The sequence below is a fragment of the Stenotrophomonas sp. Steno-Z2 genome, assembly GCF_056393235.1.
This window is the reverse complement of sequence record NZ_JBWJOY010000001.1, coordinates 211,446-226,823: the sequence shown is the minus strand read 5'-3', so window position 1 is coordinate 226,823 and position 15,378 is coordinate 211,446. Positions and strand designations below refer to the sequence as shown.

13 protein-coding genes are annotated in these 15,378 nt (G+C 69.4%); 11 read left to right on the top strand and 2 right to left on the bottom strand.

The window, feature by feature from the left end:
* Nucleotides 1-40: 40 nt before the first annotated feature.
* The 7 genes from rpoZ to AC06FP_RS00930 all read left to right on the top strand — a co-directional run bounded on the left by rpoZ (nucleotide 41) and on the right by AC06FP_RS00930 (nucleotide 8,550).
* On the top strand, nucleotides 41-340 hold the full coding sequence (rpoZ, locus tag AC06FP_RS00960) for a DNA-directed RNA polymerase subunit omega (protein ID WP_054667378.1): 300 nt from the start codon (nucleotides 41-43) through the stop codon (nucleotides 338-340).
* A gap of 236 nt (nucleotides 341-576) precedes the next feature.
* The gene (locus AC06FP_RS00955) at nucleotides 577-2,736 is read left to right on the top strand and encodes a RelA/SpoT family protein (RefSeq protein WP_456116929.1); all 2,160 of its coding nucleotides are present in this window, start codon (nucleotides 577-579) and stop codon (nucleotides 2,734-2,736) included.
* A 299-nt stretch (nucleotides 2,737-3,035) separates the two neighbouring features.
* The gene (locus AC06FP_RS00950) at nucleotides 3,036-3,419 is read left to right on the top strand and encodes a RidA family protein (protein WP_433852296.1); all 384 of its coding nucleotides are present in this window, start codon (nucleotides 3,036-3,038) and stop codon (nucleotides 3,417-3,419) included.
* A gap of 9 nt (nucleotides 3,420-3,428) precedes the next feature.
* The gene (recG, locus tag AC06FP_RS00945; protein ID WP_478074146.1) at nucleotides 3,429-5,573 is read left to right on the top strand and encodes an ATP-dependent DNA helicase RecG; all 2,145 of its coding nucleotides are present in this window, start codon (nucleotides 3,429-3,431) and stop codon (nucleotides 5,571-5,573) included.
* A gap of 65 nt (nucleotides 5,574-5,638) precedes the next feature.
* Nucleotides 5,639-6,580 carry a nucleoside hydrolase gene (locus AC06FP_RS00940; RefSeq protein ID WP_478074145.1) on the top strand — a complete coding sequence of 314 codons (942 nt, stop codon included), beginning with the start codon at nucleotides 5,639-5,641 and terminating at the stop codon, nucleotides 6,578-6,580.
* An 83-nt stretch (nucleotides 6,581-6,663) separates the two neighbouring features.
* Nucleotides 6,664-6,906, top strand: a complete 243-nt coding sequence (locus tag AC06FP_RS00935; protein WP_250060891.1) for a type B 50S ribosomal protein L31 — start codon at nucleotides 6,664-6,666, stop codon at nucleotides 6,904-6,906.
* A 369-nt stretch (nucleotides 6,907-7,275) separates the two neighbouring features.
* Entirely contained in the window at nucleotides 7,276-8,550 is a 1,275-nt protein-coding gene (locus AC06FP_RS00930) for a citrate synthase (protein WP_478074144.1), read from the top strand.
* A 490-nt stretch (nucleotides 8,551-9,040) separates the two neighbouring features.
* Here the strand turns inward: AC06FP_RS00930 and AC06FP_RS00925 are convergent, their stop codons facing one another.
* Nucleotides 9,041-9,667 carry a hypothetical protein gene (locus AC06FP_RS00925; RefSeq protein WP_478074143.1) on the bottom strand — a complete coding sequence of 209 codons (627 nt, stop codon included), beginning with the start codon at nucleotides 9,665-9,667 and terminating at the stop codon, nucleotides 9,041-9,043.
* Nucleotides 9,668-9,746: 79 nt separating this feature from the next.
* On the bottom strand, nucleotides 9,747-12,179 hold the full coding sequence (locus AC06FP_RS00920; protein WP_478074142.1) for a penicillin-binding protein 1A: 2,433 nt from the start codon (nucleotides 12,177-12,179) through the stop codon (nucleotides 9,747-9,749).
* Between the two features lie 216 nt (nucleotides 12,180-12,395).
* On the opposite strand from AC06FP_RS00920, the gene AC06FP_RS00915 reads away from it, so the two are divergent.
* Genes AC06FP_RS00915 through AC06FP_RS00900 form a run of 4 tightly spaced genes read left to right on the top strand, consistent with a single transcriptional unit; the run spans nucleotide 12,396 to nucleotide 15,377 of the window.
* Nucleotides 12,396-13,454, top strand: a complete 1,059-nt coding sequence (locus AC06FP_RS00915; protein WP_456116923.1) for a pilus assembly protein PilM — start codon at nucleotides 12,396-12,398, stop codon at nucleotides 13,452-13,454.
* A complete protein-coding gene (locus AC06FP_RS00910; RefSeq protein ID WP_478074141.1) occupies nucleotides 13,454-14,167 on the top strand; it encodes a PilN domain-containing protein in 714 nt (237 codons plus the stop codon). The genes AC06FP_RS00915 and AC06FP_RS00910 overlap by 1 nt, the downstream gene beginning before the upstream one ends.
* Complete coding sequence (locus AC06FP_RS00905; RefSeq protein ID WP_456116921.1) at nucleotides 14,164-14,844, top strand: type IV pilus inner membrane component PilO; 681 nt, start codon at nucleotides 14,164-14,166, stop codon at nucleotides 14,842-14,844. Before AC06FP_RS00910 ends, AC06FP_RS00905 begins: the two co-directional genes overlap by 4 nt.
* Nucleotides 14,841-15,377, top strand: coding sequence for a pilus assembly protein PilP (locus AC06FP_RS00900; RefSeq protein WP_456116920.1), 537 nt, complete (start codon nucleotides 14,841-14,843; stop codon nucleotides 15,375-15,377). Before AC06FP_RS00905 ends, AC06FP_RS00900 begins: the two co-directional genes overlap by 4 nt.
* Nucleotide 15,378: the final 1 nt, after the last annotated feature.

Below are 15,378 nucleotides of genomic sequence, written 5' to 3'. Positions count from 1 at the left end.
CATCCGATCGAGCGGCCGCTGCTGGTCGCCGGGAGCTCGCATGGCCCGCATTACCGTAGAAGATTGCCTGGAAGTCGTTAACAACCGTTTCGAGCTGGTCATGATGGCGTCCAAGCGCGCCCGCCAGCTCGCCAACGGCGTGCAGGCCACCCTCGACAACAGCGAGACCGAGGACAAGCCGACCGTGCTGGCGCTGCGCGAGATCGCCGCGCGCAAGATCGACAACGCGCTGATCGAGGAAGTCGAGAAGGCCGAGCGCGAGCGCGCCGAGCGCGAGGCGCTGGAATGGGCCGCCGCCGAAGTCGTCGCCGACGAGGACATGTCCAAGAACGACGACTGATCCCCGCCGGTCATCGTCGTGCACCGACAGCCCGCCGCGCGCGGGCTGTCTGCTTTTTGGACACCCGGCACCCGCCAAAGCCCGCACCACCGGACGTATCCGGAGGAAAACCCCCGAGTCAGGGTGGCGCCGCGAAGCGGCGGGTGTGGACGGGCGCAAACCGTGGGGCGGCAGCGCGAGAGCCATGTCGCATCCCGGCGTTGCCGTGTTGTTGCCGCTGGCATATCTTCCAAGCCATGAACCCAGGCCCCTCTGCCCAGGTCGCTGCGCCCGCGGGTGGCGCGGTGCCGGATTACGTACTCCAGCTCGAACGCGCAGCCAGTTACCTGCCCGCCGAGCAGCTGCCGATGCTGCGCCGCGCCTGGGAAGTGGGCGCGGCCGCGCACGCGGGGCAGACCCGCAAGTCCGGCGAGCCCTACATCACCCATCCGGTCGCGGTGGCCGGCATCCTGGCCGAGCTCGGCCTGGACGTGGAGGCGCTGGTCGCGGCGATCCTGCACGACACCATCGAGGACACGCCGCTCACCCACGATGAGCTGGCCGGGCAGTTCGGGCAGACCGTGGCCGAACTGGTCGAAGGCGTCACCAAGCTGGACAAGCTGCGCTTCCGCGACCGCCAGGAAGCGGCGGCGGAAAGCTTCCGCAAGATGCTGCTGGCCATGTCGCGCGACCTGCGCGTGATCATGATCAAGCTGGCCGACCGCCTGCACAACATGCGCACGCTGGGCGCGCAGAGCGCCGAGGCGCGGCGCCGCATCGCGATGGAGACGCTGGACATCTACGCGCCCATCGCCCAGCGCCTGGGCATGAGCCTGATCAAGTCCGAACTGCAGAACCTGGGCTTCAAGGCGCTGTACCCGTGGCGCCACGCCATCCTGGAAAAACACATCCGCAGCCAGCCGGTGGTGCGCCGCGAGGCGATGGCGCAGGTGGAGGTGCAGCTGTCGCAGCGACTGGCGCGCGAAGGCCTGGAACACCGCCTGGTCAGCCGCATCAAGACGCCCTGGAGCATCTACACCAAGATGCGCGAGGAGAACAAAACCTTCGACCAGGTGATGGACGTGTTCGGCTTCCGCCTGGTGATGCGCTCGGTGCCCAGCTGCTACCACGCGCTGGGCGCGGTGCACGCCGCGTTCAAGCCGCTGGACGGGCGCTTCCGCGACTTCATCGCCATTCCCAAGGCCAACGGCTACCAGTCGCTGCACACGGTGCTGTTCGGGCCCTACGGCTCGCCGATCGAGGTGCAGATCCGCACCGAGGAAATGGACCTGATCGCCGAGCGCGGCGTGGCCGCGCACTGGACCTACAAGTTCGGCGGCGACTCGCCCAACAGCGCGCAGAGCCGGGCCCATGCGTGGATCGTCGAGCTGATCGACTCGCAGCGCTCGGCCGGTTCCTCGCTGGAGTTCCTGGACAACGTCAAGGTCGACCTGTTCCCGGACGAGGTCTACCTGTTCACCCCGAAGGGCAAGATCCTCGCGCTGCCGCGCAATTCCACCGCGCTGGACTTCGCCTACGCCGTGCATACCGACGTCGGCAACCGCGCGGTGGCTTCGCGCGTGGACAAGAAACTGGTGCCGCTGCGCACCCGGCTGGTCAGCGGGCAGACGGTGGAGGTGATCACCGCGCGCTCGGCCACGCCCAAGCCGCAGTGGCTGGAGTTCGTGGTCAGTTCCAAGGCGCGCACCGCCATCCGCCACCAGCTCAAGCAGCTCGAGCACGAAGACGCGGTGCAGCTGGGCCACCGCATGCTCGACCGCGCGCTGGAGGCGATGGACAGTTCGATCGAGCGCCTGCCCAAGGGCCGGCTGGACGCCTTCCTCGGCGAGCACCGCTACCCGCGCCTGGAAGCCTTCCTGGCCGACGTGGCGCTCGGCAACTGGATGCCGACCCAGGCCGCGCAGGCGCTGATGGCGCACGGCGAGCCGCGCGCCGGCGGCACCGCGCAGCGGGCGCAGGAGAAGATCCTGATCAACGGCAGCGAGCGCGGCGTGGTCAGCTTCGCCGGCTGCTGCCAGCCGATTCCGGGCGACGAGATCATGGGCTACCACACTGCCGGCAAGGGCATCGTGGTGCACCGCATGGACTGCCCGAACCTGGCCGAGCTGCGCAAGTCGCCCGAGCGCTGGGTGCCGATCGGCTGGGACAGCAGCGTGGTCGGCGACTACGACACCGCGCTGGTGGTGGAAGTGGAGAACGGCACCGGCGTGCTGGCGCAGCTGGCCGCGGCCATCGCCCAGAGCCAGTCCAACATCGAGCGCGTGGACTACCTGGACCGCGACTTCAACGCCGCGGTGCTGTGCTTCAACATCCAGGTGCGCGACCGCAACCACCTGGCCGAAGTGATGCGCCGGCTGCGACGCCTGAGCGTCGTGCAGTCGGTGCGGCGCCAGTGAGCGTGGCGGACGCGTAGAGCGGGGCTTGCCCTGCGCCTGTGCGGCTCGACAGCGCACCAGCAGGCGCGCGCCACGCGCCACCCGGGCACACCGCGGCGCGGTTCTCCACAGCCGGTGTGCAGCGCCATGCCGACAAGTTGTGGATAAGCCTCCGCAGGCATTGCGCGGCGGGCTTCCGCCAGGGGTGGCGAAAATTTGTCCAGCGCGTCCCGCGATGGCGTCGCCCGCCGGCGCCCGCGGTCCGGCGTGGCGGAAGCGGACGTTACAATGGTCCGTCTTTTCCCAACCGGAGCTCCCCCATGTCCCGCCAGATCATCAACACCGCCAACGCGCCGGCCGCCATCGGCCCGTACTCGCAGGCCGTGCGCGCCGGCAACACCGTGTACTTCTCCGGCCAGATCCCGCTGGACCCGGCCACCGGCGAGATCGTCGCCGGCGACGTCGCCGCGCAGGCGCGCCGCGCCTTCGACAACCTCAAGGCGGTGGCCGAGGAAGCCGGCGGCTCGCTGGACAGGATGGTGCGCCTGGGCCTGTACCTGACCGACCTGGGCGAGTTCGCCAAGGTCAACGCGGTGATGCAGGAATACTTCCAGGCGCCGTTCCCGGCCCGTTCCACCATCGAGGTGTCGGGCCTGCCCAAGGGCGCGGCGTTCGAAGTCGATGCGGTGATGATCCTCGACTGATCCACCCGCATGGCGCGTACCCGGCCGGCTGCCCCCGCACTGGCGGCCAATGGCGAGACGCCGGTGACGGCGCTGCCGGGCGTCGGCCCGGCGGTGGCCGCCAAGCTGCAGGCGCGCGGCATCGGCAGCCTGCAGGACCTGTGGCTGCACCTGCCGCTGCGCTATGAGGACCGTACCCGGCTCAGCGCCATCGCCGCGCTGCAGCCCGGCACCGCCGCGCAGGTCGAAGGCCGGGTGGTCGCGGTGGAGCGCGGCTTCCGCTACCGGCCGATGCTGCGGGTGGCGGTGGAGGACGATTCGCGCGGCACGCTGGTGCTGCGTTTCTTCCATTTCCGCGCCGCGCAAGTGGCGCAGTTCGCGGTCGGCGCGCGACTGCGCTGCTACGGCACGCCGCGCCCCGGCCAGCACGGCCTGGAGATCGTGCATCCCAGTTACCGCATGCTCGGCGATGGCGAGGACGCTGGCCTTGGCGACGCGCTGGACCCGGTCTACCCGGTCGTGGAAGGCATCGGCCCGGCGACCCTGCGCCGGCTGATCGGGCAGGCGCTGGAACGGCTGCCCGGCGAGGCCGCGCTGGAACTGTTGCCGGCGCACCTGCTGGCCGGCCTGACTCTGCCGTCGCTGCGGCAGGCGCTGCTGACCATGCACCGCCCGCCCGCCGATGCCGATGTGGCCGCGCTCGCCGCCGGCACGCATCCGGCGCAGCGGCGGCTGGCGCTGGAAGAACTGCTCGCCCACCACCTGAGCCTGCGCCGCCAGCGCATCGCCCTGCAGCAGCATCATGCGCCGGCGCTCACGGGCGGCGACAGGCGCGTGCGGCAGTTGCGCCAGTCGCTGCCGTTCCGCCTCACCGGCGCGCAGCAGCGCGTGTTCGCGCAGATCCGCGCCGACCTCGCGCGCCCGCATCCGATGCTGCGGCTGGTGCAGGGCGACGTCGGTTCCGGCAAGACCGTGGTCGCGGCGCTGGCGGCGATGCTGGCGGTGGAGCAGGGCAGGCAGGTGGCGCTGGCGGCACCCACCGAACTGCTGGCCGAGCAGCACCTGGCCAACCTGCGCGGCTGGCTCGAACCGCTGGGCGTGCGCGTGGCCTGGCTGGCCGGCAAGGTCACCGGCAAGGCGCGCGCCAGGGTGCTGGAGGAGATCGCCTCCGGGCAGGCGCAGGTGGTGGTCGGCACCCATGCGCTGATGCAGGACAACGTGGTCTTCCACGACCTGGCGCTGGCCATCGTCGACGAGCAGCACCGCTTCGGCGTGCACCAGCGGCTGGCGCTGCGCGACAAGGGCGCCGACGGCCGCAGCGTGCCGCACCAGCTGGTGATGACCGCCACGCCGATCCCGCGCACGCTGGCGATGGCGGCGTATTCCGACCTGGACGTGTCGGCGATCGACGAACTGCCGCCCGGCCGCACGCCGGTGCGGACCATCGTCATCAGTGCCGAGCGCCGGCCCGAACTGGTCGAGCGCATCCGCCTGGCCTGCGCGCAGGGGCGGCAGGCCTACTGGGTGTGCACGCTGATCGACGAGAGCGAGGACGAGGACGGAAAATCCGGGGCGAACGCGGGGCGCATGGAAGCGGTGGCCGCGCAGGCCACCTTTGAGGCGCTCTCGGCGCAGCTGCCCGGCGTGCGCGTCGGGCTGGTGCACGGGCGCATGAAGGCCGCCGAGAAGCAGGCGGCGATGCGCGCGTTCAAGGCCGGCGAGACCGGCCTGCTGGTCGCCACCACGGTGATCGAGGTCGGCGTGGACGTGCCCAATGCCTCGCTGATGATCATCGAGAACGCCGAGCGCCTGGGCCTGGCGCAGCTGCACCAGCTGCGCGGGCGGGTGGGGCGCGGCGCGGCGGCGTCCAGCTGCGTGCTGATGTACCAGGGCCCGCTGTCGGCGATGGCGCGGCAGCGCCTGGAAACCATGCGCCAGACCAGCGACGGCTTCGTGATCGCCGAAAAGGACCTGGAACTGCGCGGCCCCGGCGAACTGCTCGGCACCCGCCAGACCGGCCTGGCCGCGTTCCGCGTCGCCGACCTGGCCCGCGACGCGGCGCTGCTGCCGGGCGTGCACGCCCTGGCCGAACGCCTGCTGGCCGAAGCGCCGGCCATCGCCGACCGCGTGGTGGCGCGCTGGGTGGGCGGCGCGGCGCGCTACGCCTCGGCCTGAACGCGGGCTTCCCCTGTCATGACCCAGGTGCCAGACTCCATGGCCGACCAGAAGACAAGCATGAGATGAGCAAGAAGATTCCGTTGCTGATTGATACCGACCCGGGCGTGGACGATGCGCTGGCGCTGTTGATGGCCTTTGCCGACGAACGCCACGAGGTGGTCGGATTGACGGTGGCGGCGGGCAACGTCGGCCTGGACTACACCGTGCGCAACGCGCTGAAGCTGTGCGAAGTGGCCGGCCGCGAGGACGTGCCGGTGTTCGCCGGCGCCCCCGACCCGCTGGTGCATCCGGCCGAGGACGCCGCCCACGTGCATGGCCGCGACGGCTTCGGCGACGTCGACCTGCCCGCGGCCGCGCGTGCGGTCGAGCGCGAGCACGCCGCGCTGGCGATCCTGCGCCTGTCGCACCAGTACGCCGGCGAGCTGCTGCTGGTGGCGCTGGGGCCGCTGACCAACATCGCGCTGGCGCTCAAGCTCGACCCGACCCTGCCGCAGCGCGTGAAGCGCTTCCTGGTGATGGGCGGGGCGATCACCGGCCACGGCAACATCACCCCGGTGGCCGAGTTCAACATCGCCTTCGACCCGGAGGCGGCGCACATCGTGTTCACCGCCTTCCCGCACGCCGACGTGGCCGACTGGGAAGCCACCGTGGCCCATGGCCTGCTGCACCGGAAGGTGGAGCAGTGGCTGGCCGCCGACACCGGCAAGGCGCGCTTCTACGAGCTGATCTCGCGCCAGACCCGGCTGTGGTCCGAGGACAGCCGCGGCGAGTACTGGTATGCGGCCGACGCGCTGGCGATGGCCTGGGCGCTGCAGCCGGAAGGGGCGACGAAGCTGGAACGGCGCCCGCTGGCGGTCGAGATGGCCGGCAGCCGCACCCGCGGCGCCACCGTGGTGGACTGGAACCGCCAGACCGGCGCGCCGGACAACACCACCTTGCTGATCGGCTACGACCAGGAACGCTTCGAACGCCAGGTGCAGCGGGCGCTGGGGCTGGTTTCCTGACGTTGCGCATTCCCGGCTTGCCCCGACGGGCCGGCCGGGCCTATAATGCCGCTCTTGACCACCAGCCCACACGGTGTGAGCCCATGAAGGCCGACATTCATCCCGATTACCACAGCGTCGTGTTCCACGACGTCACCTCCGATTTCAAGTTCCTGACCCGTTCGACCATGTCCTCCAAGGAAACGGTCAAGTGGGAAGACGGCGAAGAGTACCCGCTGATCAAGGTCGAAATTTCCTCGGCCTCGCACCCGTTCTACACGGGCAAGCACAAGGTCATCGACACCAGCGGCCGTATCGACAAGTTCCAGAAGCGCTACGCGCGCTGATCGAATCCGTCGTTCCGCCCGAGCAACGGCCGCGCCCTGCGCGGCCGTTGTTTTGTCGTGCCCCGTCCATTGGCCGTAATGCCGGGCGGGCCAGCACGGCGATGCCGGCTGCGCCGGTGCGGGGAAGGGCGCAGTGCCGCTCCCTGCGTGGCGTGCGGCGCGCCTGAACCATTGCGCAATGCCGGCCGGCGCATGCGCGCGACGCAGTGTCGCGGACATGCGCCGTCCATAGGACTTTCGTCTGGCAACCGGCAAATGCTGCTGTGCGATAATGGCGCGAACCGCGGTGGAAAACCGCGGAACTTCCTTCACGCGTCTGCCCGTCAATCCTCGTCAGGACAGGCGCCTTCCACTTGAGGAGCGCACACTGTGTCCGATCTTGATCAGGTCACGCTCAACGCCGGCGACAAGTCGGTCGTTCTGCCTGTAGTCAAACCCGTCCTGGGCAACGACTGTGTCGATATCTCGAAGCTGACCAAGGAAACCGGTCTCTTCACCTACGACTCCGGTTACACCGCCACCGCCAGCTGCAAGTCCGCCATCACCTACATCGATGGCGACAAGGGCGTGCTGCTGTACCGCGGTTACCCGATCGAGCAGCTGGCCGAGAAGTCCAGCTTCGTCGAAGTCGCCTACATGCTGGTCAATGGCGAGCGCCCGGACGCCGCGCAGCTGAAGGCCTTCGAGGCCGAGCTGGCCGAGGAAGCCGGCGTCGACGCCTCGATCAACACCCTGATCGGCAGCTTCGCCAGGGACGCGCACCCGATGGCGATCCTGGCCGCCTCGATCGCGCAGCTCTCGGCCAAGTACCACGCTTCGCTGGACCTGGCCGATGCCGAGCAGCGCCGCAAGGCCGCCGTGCGCCTGATCGCCAAGGTGCCGACCCTGTCGTCGCTGATCTACCGCCACGGCAAGGGCCTGCCGGCCAACGCCCCGGACACCTCGCTGGACTACGTCAGCCGCTTCCTGAAGCAGACCTTCGAGTCGGCCGACGGCAAGTACGATCTGAACCCGAACGTGGTGAAGGCGCTGGACCTGCTGTTCATCCTGCATGCCGACCACGAGCAGAACGCCTCGACCTCGACCGTGCGCCTGGTCGGCTCGACCGGCGCCAACCCGTATGCCTCGGTCGCCGCCGGCGTCACCGCGCTGTGGGGCCCGGCGCATGGCGGCGCCAACGAGGCCGTGCTGAAGATGCTGGAAGAGATCGGCAGCGCCGACAACGTTGAGTCCGCCGTGCTCAAGGCCAAGGACAAGACCTCCGGCTTCCGCCTGATGGGCTTCGGCCACCGCGTCTACAAGAACTTCGACCCGCGCGCCAAGGTCATCGGCGAGATGACCAAGCAGGTGCTGGGCCAGCTGGGCGTGACCGATCCGCTGCTCGATGTCGCCATCAAGCTGGAGCAGGCCGCGCTGCAGGACGACTACTTCGTCGCCCGCAAGCTGTACCCGAACGTGGATTTCTACAGCGGCATCATCTACAAGGCGCTGCAGATCCCGACCGAGATGTTCACCGTCATGTTCGCCCTCGGCCGCACCGCCGGCTGGGTCTCGCACTGGCTGGAACAGCAGGTCGATCCGGAAATGAAGATCGGCCGTCCGCGCCAGGTCTACACCGGCCACGACGTGCGCGATTACAAGTAAGCATGCAGGCGCGGCGATGCGCCGCCATGGCAACGAAAGCCCCGCTTCGGCGGGGCTTTTCGTATCCGTCGTTCCAGGCAGGCGTCCTGCGCGGCAGAGAAGGCAGCGCGCATTGCAGCCGGCGACCCGGCATCCGGCGGGTACAGGCGTCGGCGGGGTTTGCAGGCAGCCCGCGCGCACCCCTTTTCCACAACGCCTGTGCGGCACTTCCGGCAGAAGTTGTGGATAACGCCAGTGCCACCTTGCGGGGCGGGCCTTGGCGGGGCGTGGTGAAAAAACCGCCAGGGGCGGTTTTCGACAACGGCCTGTCGATGGCCCGAAGGGTCTCCACCCTGGAGCGCGCGAACAGAGAATAGCCGGGCGCATTCCGGGGCCGCCTGCCGATGGCGGGGAGCGCCTTGGACGGCGGGAACAACCTTGTCCGGCGAGCGGCGCGCCTGCCTGCAGGGGAGGCCGCGGCCACGCCGCCACGGTCCCTCCGTGGCGCCAGCTACGCCTGTCCGCCGGCCAGCAGTTGCCGCAGCTGCGTGAGCGTCGCCCTCGGCAACGGCTTGCCGTCGTCGCTGGAAACCGGCGGGTGCCGCAGTGCGTCCCCGGGCAGCACGACCAGCTCGAAGGCGATGCCGTCGGCGGCGAATTCCCAGCGCGGATAGGGTTGCCGCGATACATGCCCGGCCAGTTGCAGCAGCGTCGTGCGCGCTTCGGCGGGAATGCGCTGCTCGTGCAGGAAACGCGGCACGGCGTCGGTGTCGTCGCAGTGCAGGTGCAGCACCACCGGGGTGGAGGCATCGGCGGTCCCGGCCAGCACGGCGCCGGCCAGGCGGGGCTGGAAGGCCTGCAGGAACTGCATGGCCTGCAGGGCCGATTCGCGGCGTTGGCGCAACGCCGCCGGCTGCGCGTGCGCATCGAACAGGCGCTGCTGTTCGCGCAGTACTTCTTCCACCTGCGCCTGGCGCGGCCACAGCGCTTCGTCGTGGATGCCGAGGCGGCTGGCCGCCTTGCGCCGCGCCTGCTCGAGGTCGTGGATGCCGCCCTCGCGCACCAGGCGGGCGGCCTCCTGGGCGATCAGCCGCCGCTCGCGGCTGCCGCGCTGCGCATTGGGTGCCGTGCGTGGCATCGCTCGTTCTCCGGTTGTCGCGGCCCGCCGGAACCCGGGCCGGTGCGGGAAGGCGGCCGGGCCGCCTTCCCGGCGCAGGTCAGAAGATATCGAACGCGGCGTCGTCGGCCTGCGGGTCGTGCTGGTCGAAGTCGAATTCCTGCATCCGGTCCAGGTCCTCGACCTTGATCCATTCGGTGGCGCCGTTGATCGTGGCCTCGACCATGCCCGACGGCGGGTCGTTTTTGGCGATCGGCGCATCCTTCAGCGCCACGCGCATGTAGTCGATCCAGATCGGCAGCGCGGCGCGGCCGCCATACTCGCGGTAGCCCAGCGAGCGGAAGTCGTCGCGGCCGACCCAGACGGTGGTGGCGAGCGCGCCGCCGAAGCCGGAGAACCAGGCGTCGCGGTGGTCGTTGGTCGAGCCGGTCTTGCCGCCCACGTCCTCGCGCCCCAGCACCTTGGCCGCGGTGCCGGTGCCGCGCTGGACCACGTCGCGCATCATCGACACCAGCTGGTAGGCGGTGCGCTCGTCGATCGCGCGCGGCGCGGTACGGGCATCGGGGTTCGGCGCTTCCGGTTCGGCCTTGGGCCCGATTTCACCGGCGACGGCATCGGGCTTGGCTGGCGCGGGCGCCGCTTCGGCGCCGAAGTTGAAGCCGTCCACGACCTGGCTGGCCGGCGCCGCGCCGGCCGCGCCGCCACCGCAGCCGCGGCAGGCCAGTGCCGGGTTCTGCTTGAACACCACGTTGCCGTCGCGGTCCTTGACCTCGTCGATGGCCCAGGTGTCCACGCGCGAGCCGCCGTTGGCGAACACCGCGTAGCCGCGCGCCACCGACAGCGGGGTCAGCGAGGCGGTGCCCAGCGACATCGACAGGTTCGGCGGCAGCTCGGCTTCCTGGAAGCCGAACTCGCTGATGTACTTGCGGGCGAAATCCACGCCGATGCTGTCCAGCAGGCGCACCGACACCAGGTTGCGCGACTGCACCAGCGCTTCGCGCAGGCGCATCGGGCCGCGGAAGCCGCCGCCGTCGTTCTTGGGTTCCCAGGTCTTGCCGCGGCGGTCGCGGAACACCACCGGGGCGTCGAGCACGATCGAGGCCGGGTTGAAGCCCTTGTCGAACGCGGCCGCGTACAGGAACGGCTTGAAGCTGGAGCCCGGCTGGCGGCGCGCCTGGGTGGCGCGGTTGAACTTGTTGCCGGCGAAGCTGAAACCGCCGACCAGGGCGCGCAGCGCGCCGTTGCCGGCATCGAGCGAAACCAGCGCGGCCTGGCCGACCGGCAGCTGCTCGATCAGCCATTCGCCTTCCTTCTCGCCGGCGCGCACGCGGATCATGTCGCCGCGCGCGACCAGCTTGGCGGGCGAGCGCGCGGTCCAGCGGCTGGCGGCCACCGGCAGGACCAGCTCGGTCCGGTCGGCCAGCACCACGCTGATGCCGCCATCGGCATGGACCGCCGACACCACGGCCGGCAGCAGGCCCGACTGCGAGGGGATCGCGGCGATGTGGCGGGCGAGCGCGGCGGCGTCGGCATCGGCGGGCACGTCGAAATGCTGTTCCGGCCCACGCCAGCCGTGGCGGTGGTCGTACAGCAGCAGGCCGTCGCGTACCGCGATGTTGGCCGCTTCCTGCATCTGGCTGTCGATGGTGGTGGTGACCCGGTACCCCTTGTTGAGCACGTCGCCGCCGTGCAGGGCGATCATCTCCTGGCGGACCATCTCCGCCACATAGGGCGCGTTGACCTCGATCGGCGGCTCGTGCGGCGTGGCGTGCATCGGCACCGCCTTGGCCGCGTCGGCCTCGGCCTGGGTGACGAAGCCCAGCTCGGCCATGCGCTGCAGCACGTAGTTGTTGCGGCGCTGGCGCGCGCGCTCCGGGTTGCTGATCGGGTTGCCGCTGGACGGGAACTTGGGAATGCCGGCCAGCGAGGCCATCTCGTCCAGGTCCAGCTCGCCGAGCTTCTTGCCGTAGTAGTACTCGGCCGCGGCGCCGATGCCGTAGGCGCGGTTGCCGAAGAAGCTCTTGTTCAGATAGAGCTCGAAGATCTCGTCCTTGCTCAGCTCGCTCTCGATCTTGCGCGCCAGCAGGATCTCGGCCAGCTTGCGGGTGTAGCTGTACTCGGAGCTGAGGAAGAACTGGCGCGCGACCTGCTGGGTGATGGTCGAGCCGCCCGGCACGCGCTTGTCGCTGGTGGTGGCCAGCAGCCACACCGCGCGGGCGATGCCCTTGTAGTCGACGCCGCCGTGTTCGTAGAAGCGGGCGTCCTCGGTGGCCAGGAAAGCCTGCTTCAGGCGTTCCGGCACGTCCTTCATCTCGATCGGGTAGCGCCGGGTCTCGCCGAACACGGCCATCAGCTTGCCGTCGCTGGCGTAGACGTACATCGGCTCCTGCAGTTCCACCTCGCGCAGGGCCTGCACGTCGGGCAGCTTCGAGGAGACGATGTAATAAAGGGCGCCCGCGGCGATGGCGCCTACCAGGGCGAGGGCGACGGACAGAGCCAGCAGCCAGCGCAGCCAGCGGCGGAAACGGGGCATCAAGCAGGATCCCGATTGCGGATTTCGTGGCCGCAGAGTATAGAGTACGCGGGGGAGCGGCTGGGGCCGCCCCCGGGGAGATGCGATAGGGGATGGCTCTGCTGGCGTGACGGATTTCTCGGCCTGCGCGCGGAGCGGTTGCCAATCGCCGCAAATTCATTATTAATGCGCGGGCGCAATAAATGCGTCCAAGTGCCCGTCGGCAGGGGAGAAACCGTGGGGCTTATCCCAAAGAGTCAACCACCGATCATCGGTGTTGACATCAGCTCGACTGCGGTAAAGCTGCTTCAGCTTGCCCGCAGCGGCAATCGTTTTCGCGTGGAACATTACGCTGTGGAACCACTTCCGCCGAATGCGGTGGTGGAAAAGAACATCGTCGAGGTCGAGGCGGTCGGCGAGGCGATCCGCCGTGCCGTGGCGCGCTCGGGGACCCGCGCCAAGGGGGCGGCGGCCGCGGTGGCCGGTTCGGCGGTGATCACCAAGGTGATCCCGATGCCGGCCGAGCTGGACGAGGCTGACATGGAGGCCCAGGTCGAGCTGGAGGCGGTGAACTACATCCCGTATCCGATCGAGGAAGTGAGCCTGGACTTCGAGGTGCTCGGGCCGGTGCCCAACAACCCGGAAATGGTCCAGGTGCTGCTGGCGGCCTCGCGCTCGGAGAACGTCGAGCTGCGCCAGTCGGCGCTGGAGCTGGGCGGGCTGGTGGCCAAGGTCATGGACGTGGAGGCGTTCGCGATCGAGAACGCCTTCGCGCTGGTGGCCAGCGAACTGCCGGTGCCCGGCGATGGCGTCGTGGCGCTGGTGGACATCGGCGCGACCATGACCACGCTCAACGTCCTGCGCGGCGGCCGCAGCCTGTACAGCCGCGAGCAGGTATTCGGCGGCAAGCAGCTCACCGACGAGGTCATGCGCCGCTACGGCCTGAGCTACGAGGAAGCCGGGCTGGCCAAGCGCCAGGGCGGCCTGCCGGAGAGCTACGAGGTCGAAGTGCTGGAGCCGTTCAAGGAGGCCACGGTCCAGCAGATCGGCCGCCTGCTGCAGTTCTTCTATGCCGGCAGTGAGTTCAACCGGGTGGATCACATCGTGCTGGCCGGTGGCTGCGCTTCGCTGCCGGGGCTGCCGGCGATGGTCGAGGAGCAGCTGGGGGTGGGCACGTCGGTGGCCAATCCGCTGGCGCAGATGACGCTGGGGCAGAAGGTGCAGGCGCACGCGCTGGCCCAGGACGCCCCGGCCCTGATGATCGCCACCGGCCTGGCCCTGCGGGGGTTCGACTGATGGCGCGCATCAATCTATTGCCATGGCGCGCCGAACGGCGCAAACAGCGCCAGCGCGAGTTCTACACCATGCTGGGCATGGCCGCGGTCGCGGGCGTGCTGCTGTCGCTGCTGCTGTACTTCTATTACGACGGGCAGGTCAGCGGCCAGAACGCGCGCAACGCCTATCTCGAGGCCGAGATCGCCAAGGTCAAGGAGCAGAACAAGGAAATCGAGCGGCTGGACCGGCAGAAGGACCGTCTGCTCGCCCGCAAGCAGGTCATCGAGGAACTGCAGGGCAAGCGTTCGCAGATGGTGCACCTGTTCGACGCGCTGGTGCGCACCATCCCCGATGGCGTGGTGCTGACCTCGCTCAAGCAGGAAGGCGAGACGCTGACGCTGGAAGGCCGTACCCAGTCCAATGCGCGGGTCAGCACCTATATGCGCAACCTTGAAGGCTCGGGCTGGATGTCCAACCCGGAGCTGTCGGTCATCGAGGCCAAGGCGCAGGAAGCCTCCGGCAGCGCGGTCGACATCAAGTCGCTGCCCTATGTGTTCATGCTGAAGGTGAAGCTGCCCGCGCCGGGCGAGAACACGGGGGCCGAAGCGGCACCCGCGCAGGCGCCGGCAGAGGCTGCCGCCCCGGCCGCCGCAGGCGCTGCGGCTCCCGCTGCCGATGCGGCACAGCCGGCCGGCGGGGCGCCGGCCGCCGCGCAGAAGGAGGCTCGCCCGTGAGCCAGAAGAAGAGCGGTTTCAACAATCTGGACCTCAACAACATCGGCAATTGGCCGCAGGGTCCGAAGCTGGTGTTCTGCGCGGTGCTGGCGGTGGTGATCCTGGGGCTGTCCTATCTGCTGGTGATCCGCGGCAAGGCCGAGGAACTCCAGGGTCTGGAGGCCAAGGAAGTCACCCTGCGCAAGAACTTCGAAGAAGAGCAGAGGCGCGCGGTCAACCTCGAGCCGCTGAAGCAGCAGCTCGCGCAGATGGAACAGGTGCTGCAGCAGATGCTGCGCCAGCTGCCCAGCAAGACCGAGATGCCCGACCTGATCATCGACGTGTCGCAGACGGCGCTGTCCAGCGGCCTGAACAACGAGTTGTTCAAGCCCGGCGACGAGCAGTTGAAGGAGTTCTACGCCGAGAAGCCGATCGCGTTGCGCCTGGTGGGCAGCTACCACCAGTTCGGCGCCTTCGTCAGCGGCGTGGCGTCGCTGCCGCGCGTGGTGATCCTGACCATGCACGACATCAACCTGAAGCCCAAGGATCCCAAGGCCGGCATCTCCGCGCGCAGCGGGGCGCTGGAGCTGTCCGGGACGGTCAAGACCTACCGCTACCTGGATGATGCCGAGCTGGAAGACCAGGAAAAGAAGGCCGCCGAAGAAGAAGCGGCGCGCAAGAAGGGGGGCAGGCGATGAACGGTTCCCTTCGCATCCGCGCGCTCGCTGCGGCGGCGCTGCTGCTGGCCGCGACCGGTTGCTCGCGCGGCATCACCAGTACGCCGGGCGATGCGCCCAATCTCGAAAAGTGGGTGGCCGACGTGCGTGCGCGCCCGGCCACGCCACTGGATCCGCTGCCGGTGATGCAGCAGTTCGAGACCTTCGAATACTCGGCGCAGGGGCTGCGCGATCCGTTCAGCGATGCCTGGGTCAACCCGGAAGGGAACAGCGCATTGCGGCCGGACCCGAACCGGCGCAAGGAGCCGCTGGAAGCCTTCCCGCTCGACAGCCTGGACATGGTGGGGACGATCGGCAATGGCGCCGGCATGGTCGCGCTGGTGATGGGGCCGGACAAGGTGACCTACCGCGTGCGTCCGGGCGTGTACCTGGGGCAGAGCGATGGCCGCGTCACCAGCGTGCGCGAGGACGGCATTGAGCTGATTGAACTGGTGCCCGACGGTGCCGGCGGCTGGCTGGAACGCCCGGCCTCGCTGGCGCTTGACGATCGATGAA

Excerpts from the sequence above, each read along its gene's own strand:
- rpoZ (WP_054667378.1), top strand. The coding sequence starts at position 41 with ATGGCCCGCATTACCGTAGAAGATTGCCTGGAAGTCGTTAACAACCGT.
- AC06FP_RS00955 (WP_456116929.1), top strand. The coding sequence starts at position 577 with ATGAACCCAGGCCCCTCTGCCCAGGTCGCTGCGCCCGCGGGTGGCGCG.
- AC06FP_RS00950 (WP_433852296.1), top strand. The coding sequence starts at position 3,036 with ATGTCCCGCCAGATCATCAACACCGCCAACGCGCCGGCCGCCATCGGC.
- recG (WP_478074146.1), top strand. The coding sequence starts at position 3,429 with ATGGCGCGTACCCGGCCGGCTGCCCCCGCACTGGCGGCCAATGGCGAG.
- AC06FP_RS00940 (WP_478074145.1), top strand. The coding sequence starts at position 5,639 with ATGAGCAAGAAGATTCCGTTGCTGATTGATACCGACCCGGGCGTGGAC.
- AC06FP_RS00935 (WP_250060891.1), top strand. The coding sequence starts at position 6,664 with ATGAAGGCCGACATTCATCCCGATTACCACAGCGTCGTGTTCCACGAC.
- AC06FP_RS00925 (WP_478074143.1), bottom strand. The coding sequence starts at position 9,667 with ATGCCACGCACGGCACCCAATGCGCAGCGCGGCAGCCGCGAGCGGCGG.
- AC06FP_RS00920 (WP_478074142.1), bottom strand. The coding sequence starts at position 12,179 with ATGCCCCGTTTCCGCCGCTGGCTGCGCTGGCTGCTGGCTCTGTCCGTC.
- AC06FP_RS00910 (WP_478074141.1), top strand. The coding sequence starts at position 13,454 with ATGGCGCGCATCAATCTATTGCCATGGCGCGCCGAACGGCGCAAACAG.
- AC06FP_RS00900 (WP_456116920.1), top strand. The coding sequence starts at position 14,841 with ATGAACGGTTCCCTTCGCATCCGCGCGCTCGCTGCGGCGGCGCTGCTG.